Origin of the sequence: Leifsonia sp. TF02-11 (assembly GCF_017565305.1) — a bacterium.
In the GTDB taxonomy this organism is placed as follows: Bacteria; Actinomycetota; Actinomycetes; order Actinomycetales; family Microbacteriaceae; genus Leifsonia.
The window spans coordinates 95,967-114,896 of record NZ_JAGEKP010000015.1 but is presented as its reverse complement, the minus strand read 5'-3'; the positions used below and the strand labels follow the sequence as shown (position 1 = coordinate 114,896).

Genomic DNA, 18,930 nt, shown 5'->3' with positions numbered 1-18,930 from the left:
TCCTAAGGGGGTCGAGCAGTTCACATCATGACGGCGTCAGTTAGTTCTGTCAATCAAATATGTCTGGACCGCCTCCTCGAGCTTCTCCCGCCCCAGCAATCGGGCATTGGGGCATTTATTTGCTTGACAGAACTAACCGACGGGGTCAAGACTCGCCCTGTTCCCATCCCCAGTCGACCAAGGAGGCGTCGATGAAAGACAAACTCACCTCACGACTAGCGCCCGTCGTCGTGCTCGCCCTGCTCGGCTCTACCGCGCTCAGCGTGGTCGCGGCACCGACCCACGCTTCAGCAACGTCACCTACGCAGCCCTCCACCGAGACCGCTCGCAGCCTCTACATGAACAACTGGACGGACACGACGGGCATCTGGATGGCCCCGCAGCTGGCCCAGACCGACTCGAATACGCAGTACGGCCCGCGACTCGGCGAACTCCACTACTCCCCCACCGGCGCGACCTCCGCCTCCGCGGTCAACCAGATCGTCGACTACACCGGGTTCTTCCGCGACGAGACGAACGGCAACAAGTACGACCAGGTCCACAATTTCGGTAGCGCGACCGGCTACCTCGACTCGGGCGGCGTCCTCCGGAGTGACTACGGCGCCTACAATGGGTCAGCCACCACCGTCACCATCGGCCGGGACTACGCGTTCGTCCCGAACCAGCATTTCGTCGTCGTCCAGTACCGTCTTCACAACCCGGGCACAAGCGCGGTGAACCTGAACGTCCTCGACGCCGTCCACCTCAACAACACCGGATCTTCCGGCCAGAGCGTCGCGGCATCCTGGGATGCGACACGCAACGCCGCCGACGCGGACATGTCGGCCAGCGGTCAGTACCACGTGGCTCTCGGCGCGCTCGACGGCGCCGACGGGCACCAGGTCGGCGACGACACCAACTCCACCCTGACGAGCGCGACCGTCGCTCCCTGGTACACCTTCGACAACAACGGCACACTGGCGAACAACAGCTCTGTCAGCGCGATGAACGTCGACCTGGCCATCAACAAGAAGGTCAACGTTCCCGCCGGGGGCGACGCAACCGCCTCCTTCTACCTGGCGATCGCGGACACGGCCAGCAACGCGAACGCTGCTGCCGACGCGGCGCGGGCACAGACCGGAACCTACTGGCTGAACAACACCACGACGGCATACTCCAACTGGCTCGCAGCAGGATCCCGTACGACTAGCAACTTCACGGATACCGGACTTTCGACGGCATTCGACCGGGCGCTGGTCTCGATCAAGCAGTCCCAGAGCCCGGTTCTCGGCGTATGGCCGGCCGCGACGAACCCGATCGCCTACGGCTACAAGAGCTGGGTTCGGGACTCCGCGGTCACCGCGCTCGCTCTGGACAGCTCCGGACATCACGCGGAGGCCGACAAATACTTCCGATGGCTGGCGAGCGTCCAATACGCCGACGGCTCCTTCGGGACGACCTACGACAATTGGACCGGTCAGCACGTGAGCTTCGTCGAGCCGGAACTCGACAGCGTCGGCATCTTCCTCATCGGCGCGTATCGGCACTGGATCCAGACCGGTGACACCGGATTCCGGGACGCCGTCTGGCCGGAAATCCAGAAGGCCGCGAACTTCGTATCGAACAACATCGCGAGCAACGGGCTCGGCCCGAAGGACGCGTCCATCTGGGAGGAGACGCAGGAGTACAACGCCTTCACCCAGGCCCTCTACGTCAGTGGCTTGTGGGCTGCCGAATCCGTCGCGCAAAGCAAGAGCGACACCACGGATGCGGACACCTGGAGCCATGCCGCAGGATCTATTGCCACCGCACTGCAGACGAGTTCGCTCAACTCGCCCGCCGGCATGTGGAACTCGCCGGACGGCTACTACAACCGAGCGGTGAACGCCGACAACACGGCCCGGACTACGATCGACTCGTCGTCCGACATGCTGATGGTCTCGGGGGTGGTCGACCCGAGCAGCAGTCGTGCCGTCTCGCACTTGTCGAAGATCATCTCGACCCTGACCCACGACACCTACGGGCTGGCGCGGTACCAAGGAGACAACTTCTACTACACGTCGCCATACAGCCCTGCGGGCAACGAAGCGCTGGCCGCTGAACCGTCCTGGCCGCAGATGTCGATGTACGCGGCGATCGACGACACGTACACGGGCAACACCACCGACGCTCTCAACCGGCTCACGTGGTACGTCACGCGCACCGCAGGGGGCTACATGCCTCCCGGGGAGGCCGTCTCCAATGTGAGCCAGAAGCCGATCATCTCCACGATGGTGGAACCGGTCACCGGCGCCTGGTACGTGCTTGCGGCACTCGTCTACACCCACCAGGCGGACACTCGGACCTACGCGCCCATCAGTGACGCCGGCTCCAACGCCAGCCTCACGGTGAGCTCGGGGACAACAGGAGACTGGCCCCAGTGGAACCCGATCCCGTACTTCGTCTCGAAGGTCGGGAACGAGGCCAGCAGCGATGCGAAAACAGACATCAAGAACGTCGCCATCGCCAACGATGCCAACAACATCTACATCCGCATCGACAACGCGTCGGGGACGCTCCCCGGCTACAACACGACGCCGAAGTTCGCCGTCAACGTCTATGCCGGCGACTACTCGGGCAACAGCTCCACGGCGACGAGCACAACCGCGATGTACGGCGCGACTCTCCCCCGACCAGCTGCGTACATGGTGGGACGGTGGTCGGACTCGACGAACTACGCCCACTTCTCGGTCAGCGGAGGAGCGTGGACGGCCGACTCTTCGATCACGTCCGTCATCGCACCGCAATGGGATCCGACAACGGGACGCATCGAGGTCGTCATCCCGCGCAGCGCGCTCACCAGCGGAGCCGCCGCCGACGGTTCGGTCCAGCCGATCACGATCGCGCTCGTCCGCCAGAATCCGACGACCGGTGCGTGGTCGGAGGATGACCAGCTCAGCCTGCGCTACCGACTGACGCCGACGAATACCGCCTGGATCTACGGCAACGTCCGGTAGCGAGTAGGTAGCGAGGTGGGCGAGGTGCATTGCACCTCGCCCACCTCGTGTTTCAACGGCCTGCGTTGATGTCCGCCTCAAGGAAGTCGTGGATGCTGCGCCTCGAAGGTGACGATACAGCCTGGCCCTACGGTGGTCTCAAGTCGGATAACCACCCGGGACGAACTAGGGGGGTTCCGTGACCAGTACCTCGCGCGGCCACAGGGGCGGCCAGTGGATCCATCTGTTGTGGTCGATGGCGAGCGCCCTCCTCGACGTCCGCAAACCCCTCACCGAAAACCAGATCACGACCATCGCGGGATGGCGCCACCTTTGAGGCATGAGTCGTGTTGAGCCTTGATCCTCGGGGCCGTCTAGCGATCGCCCAGTGGCCCGATGATGCGCCTCGAGGGTCGGTGACGACGTTCTGTCTCGAGCACGGGATCGCCCGGAATACGTTCTATGCGTGGGAGGGCGGTGAATTTCCGCGCGATATACCAGGTTGCGATGCCGGCGGCGAAGGTGTCGGTCATAGTACGGCGGATGGTGATGGCGGCGATGGCGAAGCTGTTGGGGAGATGGTTCCGCAGCAATGCCATCCCTCACCTCGGAATGCCTTCGTCAGCGCTCGCTTCCACCAAGATCGCGGGTCTATGATGCGGGAACGCCGCGCTCAGTCGCCTGCGCTCTGCCGCGGAGATCCGGATCACCGAGCCATGACGAGCTCCCGTCGGCAACCGCGCGTCCGGAACCCACTACCAATCCCCCGCATGCGGATTCCGACTGCGGTACAACTGGTACCCCGCAGCTCGAATTCGTCGAGCAGCAGGTAAGCGAACCCGTCGTCGATACCGGTGAAGGTGGCCGGACCTTCGGCACGCGCCTGGTGTTCGCTGCCGAGCTGGAGTGCGACCGTCTGAGCGGCAGTAGTATCGAAGGACGCGGCTCTGTCCTGACGGACCAACTGCGATCTGGATGCCGGGTCATCGGTGAGCGAATTCGCCGTGAACCGCGAAAGTTCACCGCGCCACTCCAGAAACGCGGCGTCGATGACGTCGTGACCCGGATCGAAATACGTGGTCGGCTCCGAGAAGGCAGCGAAGAACCGATCCGCCTTCACGGGCGACACGGCTGGGGTGATGGTTTCGACCCAGCCTGCGTCGGCCGCGCCGGTGTTTGCCTCGGCTATCTGGGACAGCAGCTGCTGGGCGAGCAGCTGCTGGGCGACACCATTTGCATCCGGCGAGCCCGTCGCTTCGAGCATGCGAGCCAGCGAGAGGTTCTTCAGAATGGCCAGCGACGCCGTGTCCAATCCAGCTTGCTCGGCGAATGTTGCGAAAACGTGCGAGCCGGCGGGATGTTTCATCCACGCTCCGATGGTGCTATTCGCGGTTAGTGCGGTGGACTTAGGTCAGGCTCTTCACGGTCGCTCGCAAGCCGGGTCCGATCGGAGAGTTGGGAGACGCCCGACTTGACCTACGCATGCAGAAAAGGACCTAAGCAGTGAACGACCAATGAGCCGTTAACGGAAATCTGGAGCAGTGCCACGAGCCCAGAGACGAGGCGTAGCACGGGAGGGAACCTAAGCGGGGGAAAGGAAGCGGAAAGAGCTGATGCACGCAGGCACTTTCTGTGAAATGCGAGTATCCTGGGCGGCATGCGCGGGGGCGTAGCGCGGTGGAAACGAGGGGTTGCCTCACAGGGGGTGAGGCAAGCGATCGCTTACGCGTTCGGCGGTGTCTGCGACTCTCACCTGACCGCGAGGACCGCGCAAGGGGTGCTCGCGGCGGCGGATTACGCGGGCGCGGTGATGACCCGGTACATCGTGGAGAACGGGTCCATCCGCGATGATCTGCTCACCCGGAAGCAGTTGCGCACCTGGGTCGATGGCGGCGACCCGCTTACCGGAGAGCATCGCGGGTTCGAGATGTCCTCCCCGAACGCGGATCTGGTGTTGGATGCGACGATCAACGCGCCGAAGTCGTTCAGCATCGCGGCGATGCTGGACCCGGAGTTGAACGCGGCGTACGAGGACCTCCAGGACCGGCTGCGGGACCGGATCATCCACCTCTGGCAGGAGGAACTCAACGCGCGGCGTGGGAAGGGCGGCTGCATCCGGGAAGACCTTGCTCGGGTCGAGGTGGTCGAGCTCAAGCATGAACGCTCCCGGTCGCTGGACCCGCACAAGCACCGGCACCTGTGGTTGAACGTGAAAGTCCAAGGCATCGACGGGAAATGGTCCAACGTGGACACCCGGGTGGCGTTGCGGTTCCAAAACGTCATCAACGCTGAAGGCGACCTCGCCGCCCGCACCGACCCCGCATGGATCACCGCCCTCGCCGCGAAAGGGTTCACTCTCAACGAGGATGGGGAGATCGCCCAACTGCAGCACCTGGTACGGCCGTTGTCGAAGCGGTCCGCGCAGATTGAAGCCAACAAGATCGCCCGCACCGCTTGGTGGAAGCAACAGCACCCCGGACAGGAACCGTCCCATGACGTCTTGAACCAGATTGACCGATGGGCCTGGGCCGCGGGCCGACCGAACAAGCCCGGCGATCTGGACGAAGACGACTGGGCCGAGCTTGTCCGCGACGAGCTTGCCACCGCCGACCCCGCACTCCGCCTGGAGCGCGCGGCCATCGACACGTCTTCAGCATCGATCGCGGATCTCGACATCGAGCTCCTTGCCGCCAGAGCCATCGTCGATGCTGACGCCCGATCGACCGGCACCGGTGGCCGGTTCAGCATGATCGACGTCCGCGCCGGCGCAATCCGCGCCCTCGCTGCGACCGGCGTCATCGCCGAGCGGACGGAACTTGCGACCGCAGCCGAGCAGGTCATCGCCGCAGCACGAGCACACACCGTCACACTGGTCGACGAACCCGATGTACCCGCGCACATCAAGTCCAGAATGGCCACCTCTACGGCAGCGCTGAAGGCCACGATTGCCAACCGAATTGAAGCACTGTCCGCGCCCGGCGCCGCGGCCCCCGTCGAGGAGATCACGGCGATCGCTCACGCGCTCGACCCCGAGCGAGTCCTGGACACCGATCAAACCGATGGCGCATCCGCTATTGCCGGGACCGCATCCGTCGTCGCCATCACAGGAGCGGCCGGCACCGGCAAAACCACCATGCTCAAGGTCGCCGGCGCCACCCTGCGACGCCACGGGCGAAACATGATCATCGTCGCCCCCACCAAGAAAGCCTCCACCGTCGCCGGACGCGAAACCGACGCGGCCGCCTCCAGCCTCCACCAGCTCCTTCACGACTACGGCTGGCGATGGAGCACCGGCATCGCCGGCAACACCGAGTGGACACGCCTCAACCCAGGCGACACTGACCCATCAACCGGGCAGCAATACCAGGGCCCGCGCACCCGGATCCGCCCTGGTGACCGGATCGTCGTCGATGAAGCCGGCATGCTGGACCTTGAAGCCACCAACGCCCTCATCGACATCATCCACCGCACCGGCGCTACCGTCGCCGTCGTCGGTGACGACTACCAGGCCCTCCCCGTCGGGCACTCCGGCGCAATGGCCCTCTTCCGCCGGTCAGCATTCGAGAAGATCGAACTAACCGAGATCCACCGCTTCCGTGACCCCGAATGGGCTGACCTGTCCGCGCGCGTACGCGACTCACGTGGTCTGGCGGAGTCTCGAGCGATCGCAGAAGAGATCGAACATGCGGGGCATCTCATGCTCGTCACAAGCGAAGCTGAAGCACACCAAACGATGGTCGCCGCGTGGCTCGAGTCATCGCGCAAGGCTGAGACGATCGCGCTAGTCACAGGTACGCACGCAGAAGCCCAACGGATCAACGAAGCGATTCAGGCCCGAAGAATCGAGTCTGGAGCTTTGGACACACGAACTTTCGCAGTGGGCCAGTCGGAGCAGCCGGTGTTCGTTGGCGATGTGGTTCAGACCCGAAGGAACGACAACGCATCCGGAGTAGAGAACCGTCAGAACTGGATCATTAGGAGCATCACGGACGAGCACCTCACACTGGCGTGCACTTCCGACTCAAGCTCGCTACGACGGATCACTCGCGATTACGCAAGCGCCAACCTTCACCTCGGCTACGCCAGCACCGTCTACGGCGTCCAAGGCGAAACCACCGATCGCGCCATCGTTGGTCCCGGCGTCGATGCCGCCGGCCTCTACGTCGGGCTTACTCGCGGACGGTCGCGAAACGATGCCCTCGTCATCGCCTCGACGATCGAGGCCGCAAAAGAGGAACTGGCCGCCACGATGCAGCGACAGCTACGGGAAGAAACCATCGAGAAGTCTCGAATCGCCGCTCGGGAAGAATTGGCCCGTGCCGCGAGAAACGGCGCCGCAACACCAACGGCGAGCGTCGACGCATCGTCGCCCACATTGTCTCGATGAGCCGGCGGCCCGGCCGTTACTTGGCCAATCCATTCGCGATGATCTCCCGCCCGATACGGCTTCTACCGTCGAGGGCACGGTCCCGTTCCCGATAGTTAAGGAGTGCCACCCCAAGAACGTCGGCCCGCTCTTGGGCAACAGGGCGTACACCGCCGCGCAAGAAGATAAGCGGCTGACGTCCGTCTGCATCTGCCAGCGCCGCAGCCTTCTCCACGGCGTCGACGTCGAGGTTTCCACGGCCGTTATCAACCCAGCCCAGGTAGCGAGAGCTATAGAGATCGCAGGAGTTTCGTGCGGCCCCAGCGGCCACGACCGAGTCAGCTGCGCCGAGATAGATCATCCACTCTCTACACAACTCAACTGCTTCTTCCCCCGACACTCCAAACGGCCTCGGTCGGGGTGGTTCGCGCTCCACCCCTCCAGTGTGCCTGACACCCCCGGCCTCGACTCAAGTGTCCGTTGCCCCATAGGGGCGCTTCGACGCACGTGCTGAGCACAAAACGATGGCATGTTGTCGTCTCCGAGGCCGCCCTGAGAGCGTTGCGTTGCGCAGTGAGATGTTGCGCGTTTGTGGAGACGTGGGCATAACCGATGAGCATGAGCGAACGCTGTTGCGTTTGACGCGCGATCACCGGGCATGTTTGCGGGCGGCTATTACGGGAATCGCCTGCATAACGAAATGCGCGATCCGTCGAGTTGGGATCGGGACGGCGCGAGAGTCCCGTTGATTGACCGGCTTACGGGCGGAGCGGCGCCCGGTGTCGTGGGTCGTCACTATCATCGGCACATGGCTCAATGCACAGCTCCAAGAGAAGGCCATCGCACGGCAAGCGGTCGCGCGAACTGCCCTGCGTGCTCGTCCGGCTATGGGCGTTCTTACTACTCGCCGCCTCGGTCCTACCCGCCCTACCCCACCACGACCGCACCCGTGCGTAGGAGCGGGGGATTATCGGGCAGCGGGGGCTCGGGAAGCGGTGACGGCCGCCCGGCGTGGCAGCCCAGCGGGTCGACGGTCTCGTACACGCAACAGCAGGTGCGCAACCTAGAGCCTGTCAGGGCCGCGACCGTCGTGCGGACTCAGGTGAATGACGTGTTCCTCTGTCACGCTTGGCCCGACCGTCAGGCGGCCGCGAATGAGGTCTACAAGTTGCTCCTCGGAGAAGACGTGTCGGTGTGGTTCAGCGAGGTGAGCCTGCGACCTGGCACGGACATGCGGGTAGCCATCGACCGTGGACTGGTGAACTCGCGCATGGGACTCGTGCTGGTGACGCCCGCCATGCTCGACAAGCTGCGTACAGACCGAAGCATCGCGAGTAACGAGCTCAGCGCCTTGCTGCGCAGGAGTCTCTTGGTTCCTGTCATGCATGGGGTGACGTTCGAGGAGCTTGACCAGGTCACCCCGACGCTCGCATCGCGTGGTGGATTCAGTACGGCTGAAGAGCCCCTGGAAGACATAGTTGTGAAGATTGCCGAGCTCGTCGGAGCTGTGACGGAAGAAGAGGCCGAAGAACTCAGCATGAGCCGCTGACTAGCAGCCTTCTGCAATTGTCCCGTTCCGTGGTTGACATGGCAGACACCATCGGTCTGGAGATTGCACGTGCTTCGCAAACCGCTCGTCCTCCGGGTAGCTGAACGGCAGGTCCCACGGTCGACGCAGGACTCATGCGAGTCCAACAAAACAGTGAGAGCGTCCGTACCCAGTTCGGGGTCTATTTACCCCGCGCTCGTCGCCCTTAGCTTGTTGGCTGTGGTGTTTCTCAGATGCCGCAAGTGGCACTGGAAGTGTCAAGGTTGGTATGGGGGATCATGAGAGTTCGTTGGCTGTCGATTGCCGGGGTTCTGCTGCTAGCTCTCGGGATTGGAGCTTCTCCAGCCTCAGCCAGCGGTGACATAAGCCTGAGCGTCAACTCGACGAGTCGCGCTACCAGCACGGGCTACTTCACATGGGACGCAACAGCAGCAGTCAACGTCTCGAGCACAGGCTACTGCCCCTACGGAACCCAGGGTGGCTGTGGTGCGACCCTCTACGCGGTCTTTTCTGATGGCAGCCGGGCTGCATTGACCAGCCAAGGCATCACCCCATCGCCTCAGACCACTGGCGCCGCGCCGCAGACTTCCGCAGTTCGCATTCTGCAGTTTGCCGGTGCGACGAAGGTGCGGGCTGTCACCGCTCTCGTCGTGGTAGCCAGCAGCGGAAATGACCCCATGGCTCTCGTCAGTGATCAGATCCCCGTCACGGATTCGTTGCCGGCGGCATCAGCGCTACTCGGCGTCAACTCCGTGAGCCGGGACCCCGCTACCGGGCAGCTGCGCTGGGAGGTCGATGCGTCGACGTCGTACTACGCCCTCACCGCCTCCAGCTGCTCGCCGTATGGCTGCAGTCTGATCATCGAGGCACAGACCAGCGCTGGCGTCGTCCAACTCGGATCGAGCGGTCTCGCACTGACCGGCAACGGCGGAAGCCCCCTGCAGTACCCCGTGCAAGCCCACCTCACCGGCAGCAAGATGATCACCACCCCGGTGACCGCACTGCACGCGGTAGTCAACATCAACGGATCGGTCGTCGCGACGTCCGACTGGGTTCCGGTCACTGACTCGGTCCCCGCACCAACCGCATCGATCTCAGTGAACTCGATCACCCGCGACCCGACAACCGGGCAGCTGCAGTACGACGTCGACGCGTCAACGTCTTACTACGCGATCGGCGCCACAAACGGCTGCTCGCCGTATGGCTGCAGTCTGATCATCGAGGCACAGACCAGCGCTGGCGTCGTCCAACTCGGATCGAGCGGTCTCGCACTGACCGGCAACGGCGGAAGCCCCCTGCAGTACCCCGTGCAAGCCCACCTCACGGGTCAGACGACAACGAGGTCGATCAGCGCAGTTCGGGCTCGAACCAATGTGAACGGCACCAGCGTGGCCACATCCGCGTGGACCCCTGTCGAGGATGCGATGCCCACAACCATGACAACCCTTCAGATCAGCTCGATCAGCCGCGACTCCGCCACAGGGCAGCTGAAATGGGAACTGAGCGCTACTGCCTCCTACTACGCGCTTCCCGACGGACCGTGCAATACCTACAACTGCAATCTAATCCTGCAGGCGCGCACCAGCCCGACGACATGGACAAACCTGTCGTCGCAAACGATCCCGACCTCCAACCAGGGACGACCGCAGACCTATCCGGTATCGGTCAACTTCAAAGGCTCCACAACGATCGGCACGATCGACGCGTTCCGGTTGCAGATTCGGCTCAACTCGGATCCGGTCGCGTACGCGTCCTCTGTATACGGTACGAGCGAGAATGTCGGAGGTGGCCACGATCTAGATTCCGCAGTCTCACTGGCACTTGTCGCAGTCGCAGGAATGGCGCCGGCTGAGGCATGTCTGACACTCTTCCCCATCGGCACTCACACAAATTCCACGTCTCTCAACGATCAAGAGGCTGCGTGCAATGTCGCGACTGGCGGAGGAAAGACGATCGCCCAATTCCTTAAGTCCTACCTGGCGACGCTTACACCTCAACAGATCACGAAAATGCTCGCCGCAGCAGGCATCGCAACGGCAGCCGCAGTCACCGACGCGCACCCAGAATGGGCAACGATCGACTACGACGCCCCGCTCCCATCCGGCTGCTCATGGGTCGACTTCCGATACGTCAGCTGCTCTACCCAGAGTGGGCCGGTGGGCGTCACCCCCAGGAGCGCTCCCAGCCGGCAAGACCCCGTTTGGGAATCCAATCAAGCTGCCAAAGCGGCTCAAAACCGCGCCACCTCGGGAGCACCGACCCCCCAATGGCCCACCCCCGCACCTGACGTACCAGCGCCAATGCCTGCTCCAAGCCCATCGGATATCGACGTTTCCAATGCAGAACTCTGCGAACAGGAGCTCACGCTCGCGCAAGCCTCCGGGAGTAACATCCCAGACGACGCCTGTGATAATGGCGCGGTGTTTTTCGGCGGGCAAGATACCCCGGTGACGACCCAGCATGACAAAGACGTGATCGCTTTGACCCCTACCTTGGCCTGGCTAACCTACGCCAACGGTACAGAGAAACCGGATAGCGGCAGACGCTCCTGGGCGAATCAAGGCGCCTGTGCTGGACAGGACACCTCCACCGAGCAGTGCGACGAGTACCCGTTCTACAGTACTGAAGAGGGGTACCCGGCTATGAACCCACCAGATCTTCGGCTCGCACCGAAGGGCGACAACGTTCGTCAGGGAAGCAAGCTGGCACAGTTCTACAAGTGCGACAACTTCAAGAGCTCGCCTCGGAACGACGTGAAGCGGAAGTTCCTGGTCGTCCCCACGCGAGCGTTGACAACCACCTGGTTGTGTGGCACACCATGATCGAACTTCCGGAGATCATATTCGCCGACGGCGTGGCAACCATTGAATCGCCGTCGCCAGAACTGCTGCGCCAGTTGCTAAACGTACTCGAGACCGAGCTCGTTCGAGCCGGCGTCAATGTCAGCGAAGAACTCGCACCCGGGATCCCGAGCGACCAGGCCAAACACCTACTCGAGAGTGCCGGATTCGGGACGCCGGAGGAAGCCCTCGTCTGGTACGGCTGGCATAACGGTAGTGCTCAGGGCAGACAGGCCGTACCCAACATCCTCCTGGTGAGGCTTGATGAGGCCATCGACGCGAACCGGACGATAGTCGCCACAGAAGTCGACGCCGGCGAGGACCCCGAAGCTTACTGGGCCCATGCCGGACCCGGATGGCTCCGACTGGGAGGCGACAACTACGACCCAGCCATCTACTGCGGACCGGACGCCACAGGCCCTCTGCACCTACGTCAACCGAATTTCGAAGATGACGACGGCTCGGGCAAGTGGCACGCCCGCTCACTTTGCACCTGGGTGATCTGGAGGATTATCGGCATACGTAATGGGGCGTACGGCCGGTACAGCGAAGCCACACGAGAGTGGGGCCACCATCCCGAGCTCCTCGACCCGTCGCAACTACGCGCCGACATCCGCTAAGTCCGACGCCCGAAAGGTCACGGGACCTCCTGTTGCGAGGTGTCGCCCCAACCGGTCGACGAGGGCAGACCACCGGACGGCAATCAAGGAGGTGAGCCGCCCCCTTCATTCGGTCCGGACGTTCTGTGAGTCGTCGGTTTCCATTTGATGGGTGCACTGTCGAGCGTACTCGGCTGGGGGTAGGTAGCCGAGCGAGGAGTGCCGGCGGTGGTGGTTGTACTCGTCCTTCCAGTCGCCGATGATGACCTGCGCGTGCAGCAGCGAGTAGAAGCTGTTGATGTTGAGGCACTCGTCGCGGATCCGGCTGTTGAACGACTCGACGTACCCGTTGCGCCACGGCGAGCCCGGAGGGATGTAGGACAGGCCGGTGCGGGTGCCGGCCCAGTCGGCCATCGCCTCGCTGATGAACTCCGGCCCGTTGTCCGACCTGAGCACCGCCGGGGCGCCCCGGGCGGCGACGAGGTCCTCGAGGTGGGCGGTGAGTCGGTCGGCGGTAATCGAGCGCTCCACGAGGCCGCCGATGCACTCCCGGGTGTGTTCGTCGACGATCGAGCAGATCTTGATCGGTCGGCCGTGCTCGTCGGCGTCGAACTGAAAGTCCACCGCCCACACCACGTTCGGCGCGTCCGCCGTCGGCGCGTCGACGGTCGAGGACCCGACGCGCTTGCGTCGACGCCGCTGCGGGACCCGGAGCCCTTCGTCACGCCACAGGCGTTGGATCTTCTTGTGGTTCACCACCCACCCCTCGGCGCGGGCGTCGTGATACGCCCGCCGGTACCCGTAGCGGGGATGGTCCTTCGCCCAGGCGCGCAGCCACTCCCTGAACGCCCGATCCGGGTCCGCGACCGTGTCGCCCTTGAGCGGTCGCCGATACGCGGAGCGCCTCAGCCCGACCAGACGGCACGCCATCCGTTCGCTCACCCGCAGCTTGCGCTTGAGGTGATCGACGGCGGCGCGGCGCCTGTCCAGGCTTAGAAGTTTCCCTCAGCCAGTTCCTTGAGCGCGGCCTTCTCCAGCTCCGCTTCCGCGAGCAGACGCTTCAGGGTCGCATTCTGCTTCTCCAGCTCCTTCAGGCGCTTTGCGTCGTCGGCCTTGAGGCCGCCGTACTGGTTCCGCCACCGGTAGTACGTCTGCTCGGACACCACGAGCTCCCGGCACACCGCCGCGACGTCCTGACCGTCGGCGAGCATCCTGTCGGCCTGCCCGAGCTTACGGACGACCTGCTCCGGGGTGTGACGCTTCCTGCTGTTCGTCATGATCTGACCAGTCTCCCTGCCCGCGACCGCGGACAACAGGACGACTCTCATAACGACTGGACCTACGAAACGGGGTCAGCCCAGAGGGACGCGCCCACCCGGGCGCGTCCCTTCTTCTCTCTGCCCGGCGGTCCAAAAGGAATGGAGTGCGGGGCAGCCCGGGGCCTGTGGCGTACGTTTGGGGATCCGCTTGCGGGCGCCAAGCCCGTCGAGCCGGTCGGTGAGCTACTCCACTCCGCTCGGTGGCCAGGAGGTCAGCGGCGCTTTCCGCGCCGGAGCGGGCGCGGAGAGCCGTTCGCGCATGCCGACGATACTGGCGAGTTGCGCCGCGAGGTCCACGTCGATCTGCGTCGCTGGACGCGAGACTTCCGCACCTGCAAGGCGTATGGTCTCAAGCTCAAGAGTCCTCAATCGGCGGACGCGTGACCCGCTGCAACCAAAGCGGTGAGTAAACGGTGAGTTTGGCCAAAAACCATTGAGCGGGTAGTCTGGGCCGCAGCCTTACTTCCCAGTGTTTATCTGGGATTCCGGGCCGCGCGAGTGTAGTTCAATGGTAGAACTTCAGCCTCGCCACTCGAGTAATCGAAGGGTCGCATCCGGCGCAGGTCATGTCCTGCGAGGGTTTCAGCTACGTGGCTAGGGTGACTGCAGGTCACCCGTCCATGCGGTGCGCCTACGCTATATATCGATGAACAAGGACCTGGTCGACCGAGCGCGAACACTCGCGAGCGAGCGTTTGGCCGTTGCCATGCCCCAGCGTTGGGCGCACGTCCTTGGCGTTGCGAGAACCGCGTCCGATATTGCCCCAAGGCTTCTCGCACGAGACGCCGACGCGGTCGTTGCCGCGGCTTGGCTGCATGATGTTGGCTACGCACCGAGCATCGCAATGACGGGTTTTCATCCTGTGGATGGTGCGAGGTTCGCCAAGTCTGCTGGTATGCCCGATCTGGTTGTCTCGCTCATCGCGCACCATTCCGGAGCCAGTGCCGAAGCAATCGAGCGCGGGCTTACCGACGAGCTGGCGGAGTTCGATCGTCCACCCAGTGTCGTCCTTGACGTGGTGACATACGCGGACATGACCACGGCGCCCGATGGGGCACCAATCGACGCCGAGAGGCGCGTATCGGAAATCCTTTCTCGCTATTCGCGCGATGATCCGGTGCATTCAGCGGTCTCGCGATCGTCTGACGAGCTGCTCGCCACGGTTGCTCGAATCGAGGAGCAGCTTAGATTGGCGCCCGCTCGGGCTGCTCAGCCGAGGTAGGGCGCATCACGTCGTTCGAGGTAGTGGTTGATCCGTAGCCTCATCGAAGGGTGCATCGGCAGACCGGCGATCTCCAGGGGTTCGACCCACGAGATTTCCGTCGACTCGGAATCGAAGGCAAGCTCGCCACCGATCAGCTTTGTCGTGTAGCAGATCGAGAATTGCTGCCGGACTTCTCCGTCGTCGTATTTCATGACGTGATGGGGGTTTGTGTAGATACCGACGAGGCCGGTGAGTTCCACGTCGAGGCCAGTCTCTTCCTTGACTTCGCGCACAGCGCAGTCCTCGATGCTTTCGCCGAGTTCCATGCCGCCGCCGGGCAATGCCCAGAGCCCGTTGTCTTTTCGATGCACGAGGGCAATGCGTCCTCGGTCGTCAAGTACGACTGCCGTGGTTGATGGGACGACGCTGTTCGCCTTCGGCGCCTCAGGGTCGTTGTAGTAGTCGATTCGCGCCACTGCCTCAGCTTTCGATTGGGAACTCGGCCAGTCTTGCGCTGCTCCATACGGCGTCGAACGCGACTGCGTAGGTGTCCCACAGTTCGGGCTCAGCTTCTCTGGGTAGCTCGATCACGGGGTTCTCTCCGGCTGGGGAGCCGAAGATGTGGTGGTTGGCGTAGAGCATGTCGTCGATGAAGAACATCGAGGTGTAGAGCGGCGTGCCATGCGTGCGAATTTCAACGCCTTCGACGCTACCCAGCGGCTCAAGGTGGACAAGGGTCATTCTGCAACGCGCAGCAAGTGCGTCGCCGATCCTCTCCTCCGCACCGCGCCGCAGGACACCCTCTGAATCCGGTGCGCCTACTGCAAAACGAATCTTTGTGCCGCGCGCGGCCGCGTCTTTGATGATGCGGGTGAACCCGTGAAGCGCGTCCCAAAGGAAGGTGCCGCCGTAGACGCAGATGTCGATGCGCTCGGTGGCAGCCTCGAACATCTCGCGCCACAGATCGATTGGGACATGGGCCCGCGACGGGAACAATCGGACTTCGATGGTCGCGTCGTGAATGGCGTGTCGAATGCCGAAACGCGGCCATAGATCCTCAGCCGTGACGCCAAGGGCCGCTGCCATCTCTTCGGCAATCCGAGTCTTGGGCGTGGTCTCGCCCCTGATCGCGCGTTGAACGGTGCGCTCGTCGCATCCCGCGCGAGAAGCGAGATCGCGGATGCTTATCCGCTGCTTATCCATCTGCTCGGCCAAGAGGCGTCCAGTTCCGACGCCAGCCGCTCTTTGAATCACGGTCATGAGGCTCCCCAAACCAGATCTTGCCTGCAACCTCTGACACATTCTGACACTCGTCTGGCCTTCCACTGTCAGATTCGGCCGTGTGCACTCATTGTTGTGCCCGCCGACCGGCGCTGTCACCTGCAACGAGACAGAGGAATTAAGACATGCGTCTGAGCAGCATCCACCAAGCGCAATTCCCCGCGTTCAGCTCCGGTAACCGGGAGTGATGATGCGCAGCACGAGAGAGATCGGCATCGAGCTGTTCGACGGGATGCATCACTTGAGTGTGACAGTTACCGGGAGGCCTATCCCGGGACACGAGCTATGCGACATCCTTACGAATCTCGAGGCTGCCGGCGGCTACAACTTCGGTGAGGTGCTGAGCCGATTGGCGAGAGGATTCGAGCGATCGCTCGGTGAAGACGAGACCTCCCCCATATCCGTTCGCGAACGACTCGTTGCCGCCCTGGTGCGAAGGGCCGCAGAGCAAGCGCAACAGATCGCACTGTGCCTGGAGGCCGCGTGTTGCGAGTTGGAAGCGATGGCAACCCCGGAGCTCCAGGACTCGAGTCACGTTCAGTGACAGGTCGCCAACGACGTGAGCGCACAGGTCAAAGTAGGAGCAGATGGAGGGGACATGAACAAAGGAAGAGGTCCGGTTCGGGGCAACGCAAATACCGTTGCGCCATTACTTCTGACAGAAGCAGAGACGGCAGCGATACTCCGAATTGACCGGACCACGCTCGCGCGCCTGGTCGATCAAGGAACTTGTCCGCTGAGCCCGGTGAACCTCACGCCACGGATACGTCGGTACCGCCTAGCTGACGTCGAGGAGCTGACGGGTTCCCATGTGGTGATGCCGTGATGGCGATCGATAAGCGCCCTTCAGGCAAATATCGCGTGCGCGTCTTTCTGGACCACGTAGTGGTGGGAACTCGATCTTTCGAGCGAAAGGCGGACGCCCAAGCCTGGGAGAAGGAACAGTACCGCGTTCTCTCGCTGGGAGGGATTCCCTCCCCTTCCTTGTCACTGCTGCCTGTCGCCGGGCTGATAACTCGGTTTCTCAACGCTCGGCAGACGCGCGTTTCTCCGCACACGTGGCGTACCGACTCGGACAACCTTCGCCACGTGCCTTCGACGTGGCTGCGTCGACCGGTATCCACGATCACCGCATCCGACGTACACGACCTGCTAGCAGGTCTGCTGGCCGACGGATTCGCGCGTTCGACCGTTACTCGGATGAGAGTCACCCTCTCCGCTCTATTCGAGTACGCCGTCTCAGAACACTTCGCACCAGCAAACCCCGTCCGGGGTGCTCGCATGCCTGTGGTTGTCGGCCTCCCTTCGCGACCCAAAGCGGATACATGGACGCCCGAAGAGATGTCCAGAACCATCGAGGCGCAGCGGGTAGTTAACCCTGCGATGGCCGAGGTTACTGAGTTTCTCGGGCTCAGCGGCCTGCGGTGGTCAGAACTGAGGGCGTTACGCGTTGAAGACGTGGCGCAGATTCCGATGCCGGCGTTGCATGTATGGCGCGCACAATCAGATGGCTACGCCGAAAAGACGCTGAAGAGCAACTCCGGCGAGGTACGGTCCCGAACGATTCCCCTGCGTCCGCGGGCCTTGGAGATCGTGGCCCCTCGAGTTGAAGGCGTTCCCCCCGAAGCACACCTGTTTCGTTCGAAAACGGGGAAGCAGTTGAGAGGAAACTTGTTCCGCCGTCAGGTGCAGTGGAATGAGACAACGTGCCGCGGGCTCACGATCCACGCGCTACGGCACTTCGCAATTTCGTATTGGCTGCTTCGCGGCGTAGACGTCAAGACTGCCGCCGAGTGGTCAGGGCATAAGAACCCGACAGTGCTGCTGTCCACCTACGCTCATGTCCTCGGCATTGATGCCAACCGGGCAGCCCTCGCCCTTCTGGACACACCTGCTGTCCCAGCGCTGTCCTGGGGCACGGTTCCTGAAAGTTTGAAAGGCCTCGACTAGTGCGCTACAAAGCCTTAGAAACTGCCGCTCATCAGCACTTTTGTTGCGGAGACGGTGGGATTTGAACCCACGGTGCCCTGTAAAGGGCACTCCACCTTAGCAGGGTGGTGCACTAGGCCTGACTATGCGACGTCTCCTGAGCGCCCGCGGGCGGACGCACGACAGCCATCATAACGGACGTTGCGTGCCCGGCCGGACACGGGGTTCTCAGGCTCCGACGCCCGGGGTGGGCAGGTCTCGGACGATCGACGCCGCCAGCTCGGCCATGAGGGTTCCAGTGACGATGAAGCTGACGCCCACCACGGCGATCAGCACCCAGATCGGCAGCAGTCCGCGGCGCGGGGCGACGCGGCGCACGATCACCGAGCGGCCGATCACGTAGACCATGCCCGCGAGGAAGGACCACGCCCAGTGGAACGGGCGCTCCACGCCGCGGCGGCCGAGCTCGCGGTAGTCGAGCCAGGCGAAGACGATGATCGCCGCGTAGAGGAGCCAGCTGACCAGTATGTCGATCAGGTAGGCCGGGCTGTAGATCTGCAGGACGTCTTGGAACGACGGGCGGACGGAGGTCTCCATGGTCTGCGTGAAGTGCACGTAGCCGCTGAACGGGTTCGTCACCAGCAGCAACAGGATGCTCACCAACGGGAGCAGCACCACCAGCCAGATCCACACGGTGTACACCGGCTTCTCCTGCGCCAGCGGACGGCGGCCGGCGACCACGAACGCGGCGGACGTCCCCGCCACGCCACCGAGCTGCGCAGTCCACCGCGCGCCGTCCCACCACCGCAGCGGCGCCTCCCGGTACGGGTCGGCATACCAGCCCGGTGCGGGGGGCGTGGTCTGGTCGGTCATTCGGCCTCCGTCGGGA

Annotated in this window: 17 protein-coding genes, 1 tRNA gene and 1 pseudogene; 11 read left to right on the top strand and 8 right to left on the bottom strand. The window is 63.3% G+C overall.

From position 1 onward, the window contains the following. The first annotated feature begins 191 nt into the window (after window positions 1–191). Window positions 192–2,975 (top strand): glycoside hydrolase family 15 protein, encoded by a 2,784-nt coding sequence (locus tag JNB50_RS18515; RefSeq protein WP_179608784.1) that lies wholly within the window; start codon window positions 192–194, stop codon window positions 2,973–2,975. A gap of 178 nt (window positions 2,976–3,153) precedes the next feature. Next, window positions 3,154–3,291, top strand: a complete 138-nt coding sequence (locus JNB50_RS18510; RefSeq protein WP_179608786.1) for a hypothetical protein — start codon at window positions 3,154–3,156, stop codon at window positions 3,289–3,291. A gap of 37 nt (window positions 3,292–3,328) precedes the next feature. On the opposite strand, the gene JNB50_RS18505 is transcribed toward JNB50_RS18510, so the two are convergent. Beyond that, window positions 3,329–3,553 carry a hypothetical protein gene (locus JNB50_RS18505; protein WP_179603901.1) on the bottom strand — a complete coding sequence of 75 codons (225 nt, stop codon included), beginning with the start codon at window positions 3,551–3,553 and terminating at the stop codon, window positions 3,329–3,331. Between the two features lie 107 nt (window positions 3,554–3,660). Beyond that, window positions 3,661–4,320 carry a hypothetical protein gene (locus tag JNB50_RS18500; RefSeq protein WP_179608787.1) on the bottom strand — a complete coding sequence of 220 codons (660 nt, stop codon included), beginning with the start codon at window positions 4,318–4,320 and terminating at the stop codon, window positions 3,661–3,663. Window positions 4,321–4,659: 339 nt separating this feature from the next. Between JNB50_RS18500 and JNB50_RS18495 the strand changes: the two genes are divergently transcribed. After that, window positions 4,660–7,341 carry an AAA family ATPase gene (locus JNB50_RS18495; RefSeq protein ID WP_307794792.1) on the top strand — a complete coding sequence of 894 codons (2,682 nt, stop codon included), beginning with the start codon at window positions 4,660–4,662 and terminating at the stop codon, window positions 7,339–7,341. Between the two features lie 16 nt (window positions 7,342–7,357). Here the strand turns inward: JNB50_RS18495 and JNB50_RS18490 are convergent, their stop codons facing one another. Next, a complete protein-coding gene (locus tag JNB50_RS18490) occupies window positions 7,358–7,681 on the bottom strand; it encodes a hypothetical protein (protein WP_179608789.1) in 324 nt (107 codons plus the stop codon). Window positions 7,682–8,422: 741 nt separating this feature from the next. On the opposite strand from JNB50_RS18490, the gene JNB50_RS25840 reads away from it, so the two are divergent. From JNB50_RS25840 to JNB50_RS18475, 3 genes are all read left to right on the top strand, one after another. After that, a complete protein-coding gene (locus tag JNB50_RS25840; protein WP_208041631.1) occupies window positions 8,423–8,869 on the top strand; it encodes a toll/interleukin-1 receptor domain-containing protein in 447 nt (148 codons plus the stop codon). Between the two features lie 278 nt (window positions 8,870–9,147). Continuing rightward, a complete protein-coding gene (locus tag JNB50_RS18480) occupies window positions 9,148–11,691 on the top strand; it encodes a hypothetical protein (RefSeq protein WP_208041630.1) in 2,544 nt (847 codons plus the stop codon). Next, window positions 11,688–12,329: a hypothetical protein gene (locus tag JNB50_RS18475; RefSeq protein ID WP_179608793.1), complete on the top strand. Its 642-nt coding sequence runs from the start codon at window positions 11,688–11,690 to the stop codon at window positions 12,327–12,329. The genes JNB50_RS18480 and JNB50_RS18475 overlap by 4 nt, the downstream gene beginning before the upstream one ends. A 105-nt stretch (window positions 12,330–12,434) precedes the next feature. Here the strand turns inward: JNB50_RS18475 and JNB50_RS18470 are convergent. Continuing rightward, window positions 12,435–13,585 (bottom strand): IS3 family transposase gene (locus JNB50_RS18470; RefSeq protein ID WP_208041702.1). Its coding sequence is split into 2 segments (ribosomal slippage): window positions 12,435–13,315 and window positions 13,315–13,585, totalling 1,152 coding nucleotides; the frame shifts between segments, so codons are not numbered across the junction. Window positions 13,586–14,273: 688 nt separating this feature from the next. On the opposite strand from JNB50_RS18470, the gene JNB50_RS18465 reads away from it, so the two are divergent. Next, window positions 14,274–14,849 (top strand): HD domain-containing protein, encoded by a 576-nt coding sequence (locus JNB50_RS18465; RefSeq protein ID WP_179608817.1) that lies wholly within the window; start codon window positions 14,274–14,276, stop codon window positions 14,847–14,849. Here JNB50_RS18465 and JNB50_RS18460 read toward each other — a convergent pair. Together JNB50_RS18460 and JNB50_RS18455 are read right to left on the bottom strand one after the other, a co-directional pair. Then, complete coding sequence (locus JNB50_RS18460) at window positions 14,837–15,307, bottom strand: NUDIX hydrolase (RefSeq protein WP_179608819.1); 471 nt, start codon at window positions 15,305–15,307, stop codon at window positions 14,837–14,839. The two genes, JNB50_RS18465 and JNB50_RS18460, sit on opposite strands and share 13 nt — an antisense overlap. 4 nt (window positions 15,308–15,311) lie before the next feature. Next, window positions 15,312–16,091, bottom strand: a complete 780-nt coding sequence (locus JNB50_RS18455; RefSeq protein WP_179608820.1) for a helix-turn-helix domain-containing protein — start codon at window positions 16,089–16,091, stop codon at window positions 15,312–15,314. Window positions 16,092–16,299: 208 nt separating this feature from the next. Here JNB50_RS18455 and JNB50_RS18450 point away from each other — a divergent pair, with 208 nt between their 5' ends. The 4 genes and pseudogenes from JNB50_RS18450 (at window position 16,300) to JNB50_RS18445 (ending at window position 18,062) form a co-directional block, all read left to right on the top strand. Beyond that, window positions 16,300–16,656 carry a hypothetical protein gene (locus JNB50_RS18450; RefSeq protein WP_208041629.1) on the top strand — a complete coding sequence of 119 codons (357 nt, stop codon included), beginning with the start codon at window positions 16,300–16,302 and terminating at the stop codon, window positions 16,654–16,656. Window positions 16,657–16,710: 54 nt separating this feature from the next. Beyond that, on the top strand, window positions 16,711–16,938 hold the full coding sequence (locus JNB50_RS25920; RefSeq protein WP_374222272.1) for a helix-turn-helix transcriptional regulator: 228 nt from the start codon (window positions 16,711–16,713) through the stop codon (window positions 16,936–16,938). After that, window positions 16,938–17,348, top strand: a pseudogene (locus tag JNB50_RS25915) (site-specific integrase); the annotation flags it as partial. The gene JNB50_RS25920 and the pseudogene JNB50_RS25915, both read left to right, overlap by 1 nt. A 105-nt stretch (window positions 17,349–17,453) precedes the next feature. Beyond that, a complete protein-coding gene (locus JNB50_RS18445; protein ID WP_179608822.1) occupies window positions 17,454–18,062 on the top strand; it encodes a tyrosine-type recombinase/integrase in 609 nt (202 codons plus the stop codon). A 46-nt stretch (window positions 18,063–18,108) separates the two neighbouring features. Here the strand turns inward: JNB50_RS18445 and JNB50_RS18440 are convergent. Both JNB50_RS18440 and JNB50_RS18435 read right to left on the bottom strand, forming a co-directional pair. After that, window positions 18,109–18,199 (bottom strand) — tRNA-Ser (locus tag JNB50_RS18440). Window positions 18,200–18,269: 70 nt separating this feature from the next. Continuing rightward, window positions 18,270–18,914 (bottom strand): DUF2510 domain-containing protein, encoded by a 645-nt coding sequence (locus JNB50_RS18435; protein ID WP_208041628.1) that lies wholly within the window; start codon window positions 18,912–18,914, stop codon window positions 18,270–18,272. Between the last annotated feature and the right edge of the window lie 16 nt (window positions 18,915–18,930).

Bases quoted from the DNA above. Each gene is read 5' to 3' on its own strand.
- JNB50_RS18515 (WP_179608784.1), top strand. From the start codon at position 192: ATGAAAGACAAACTCACCTCACGACTAGCGCCCGTCGTCGTGCTCGCC.
- JNB50_RS18505 (WP_179603901.1), bottom strand. From the start codon at position 3,553: ATGGCATTGCTGCGGAACCATCTCCCCAACAGCTTCGCCATCGCCGCC.
- JNB50_RS18500 (WP_179608787.1), bottom strand. From the start codon at position 4,320: ATGAAACATCCCGCCGGCTCGCACGTTTTCGCAACATTCGCCGAGCAA.
- JNB50_RS18490 (WP_179608789.1), bottom strand. From the start codon at position 7,681: ATGATCTATCTCGGCGCAGCTGACTCGGTCGTGGCCGCTGGGGCCGCA.
- JNB50_RS18480 (WP_208041630.1), top strand. From the start codon at position 9,148: ATGAGAGTTCGTTGGCTGTCGATTGCCGGGGTTCTGCTGCTAGCTCTC.
- JNB50_RS18475 (WP_179608793.1), top strand. From the start codon at position 11,688: ATGATCGAACTTCCGGAGATCATATTCGCCGACGGCGTGGCAACCATT.
- JNB50_RS18465 (WP_179608817.1), top strand. From the start codon at position 14,274: ATGAACAAGGACCTGGTCGACCGAGCGCGAACACTCGCGAGCGAGCGT.
- JNB50_RS18455 (WP_179608820.1), bottom strand. From the start codon at position 16,091: ATGACCGTGATTCAAAGAGCGGCTGGCGTCGGAACTGGACGCCTCTTG.
- JNB50_RS18450 (WP_208041629.1), top strand. From the start codon at position 16,300: ATGATGCGCAGCACGAGAGAGATCGGCATCGAGCTGTTCGACGGGATG.
- JNB50_RS25920 (WP_374222272.1), top strand. From the start codon at position 16,711: ATGAACAAAGGAAGAGGTCCGGTTCGGGGCAACGCAAATACCGTTGCG.
- JNB50_RS18445 (WP_179608822.1), top strand. From the start codon at position 17,454: ATGTCCAGAACCATCGAGGCGCAGCGGGTAGTTAACCCTGCGATGGCC.
- JNB50_RS18435 (WP_208041628.1), bottom strand. From the start codon at position 18,914: ATGACCGACCAGACCACGCCCCCCGCACCGGGCTGGTATGCCGACCCG.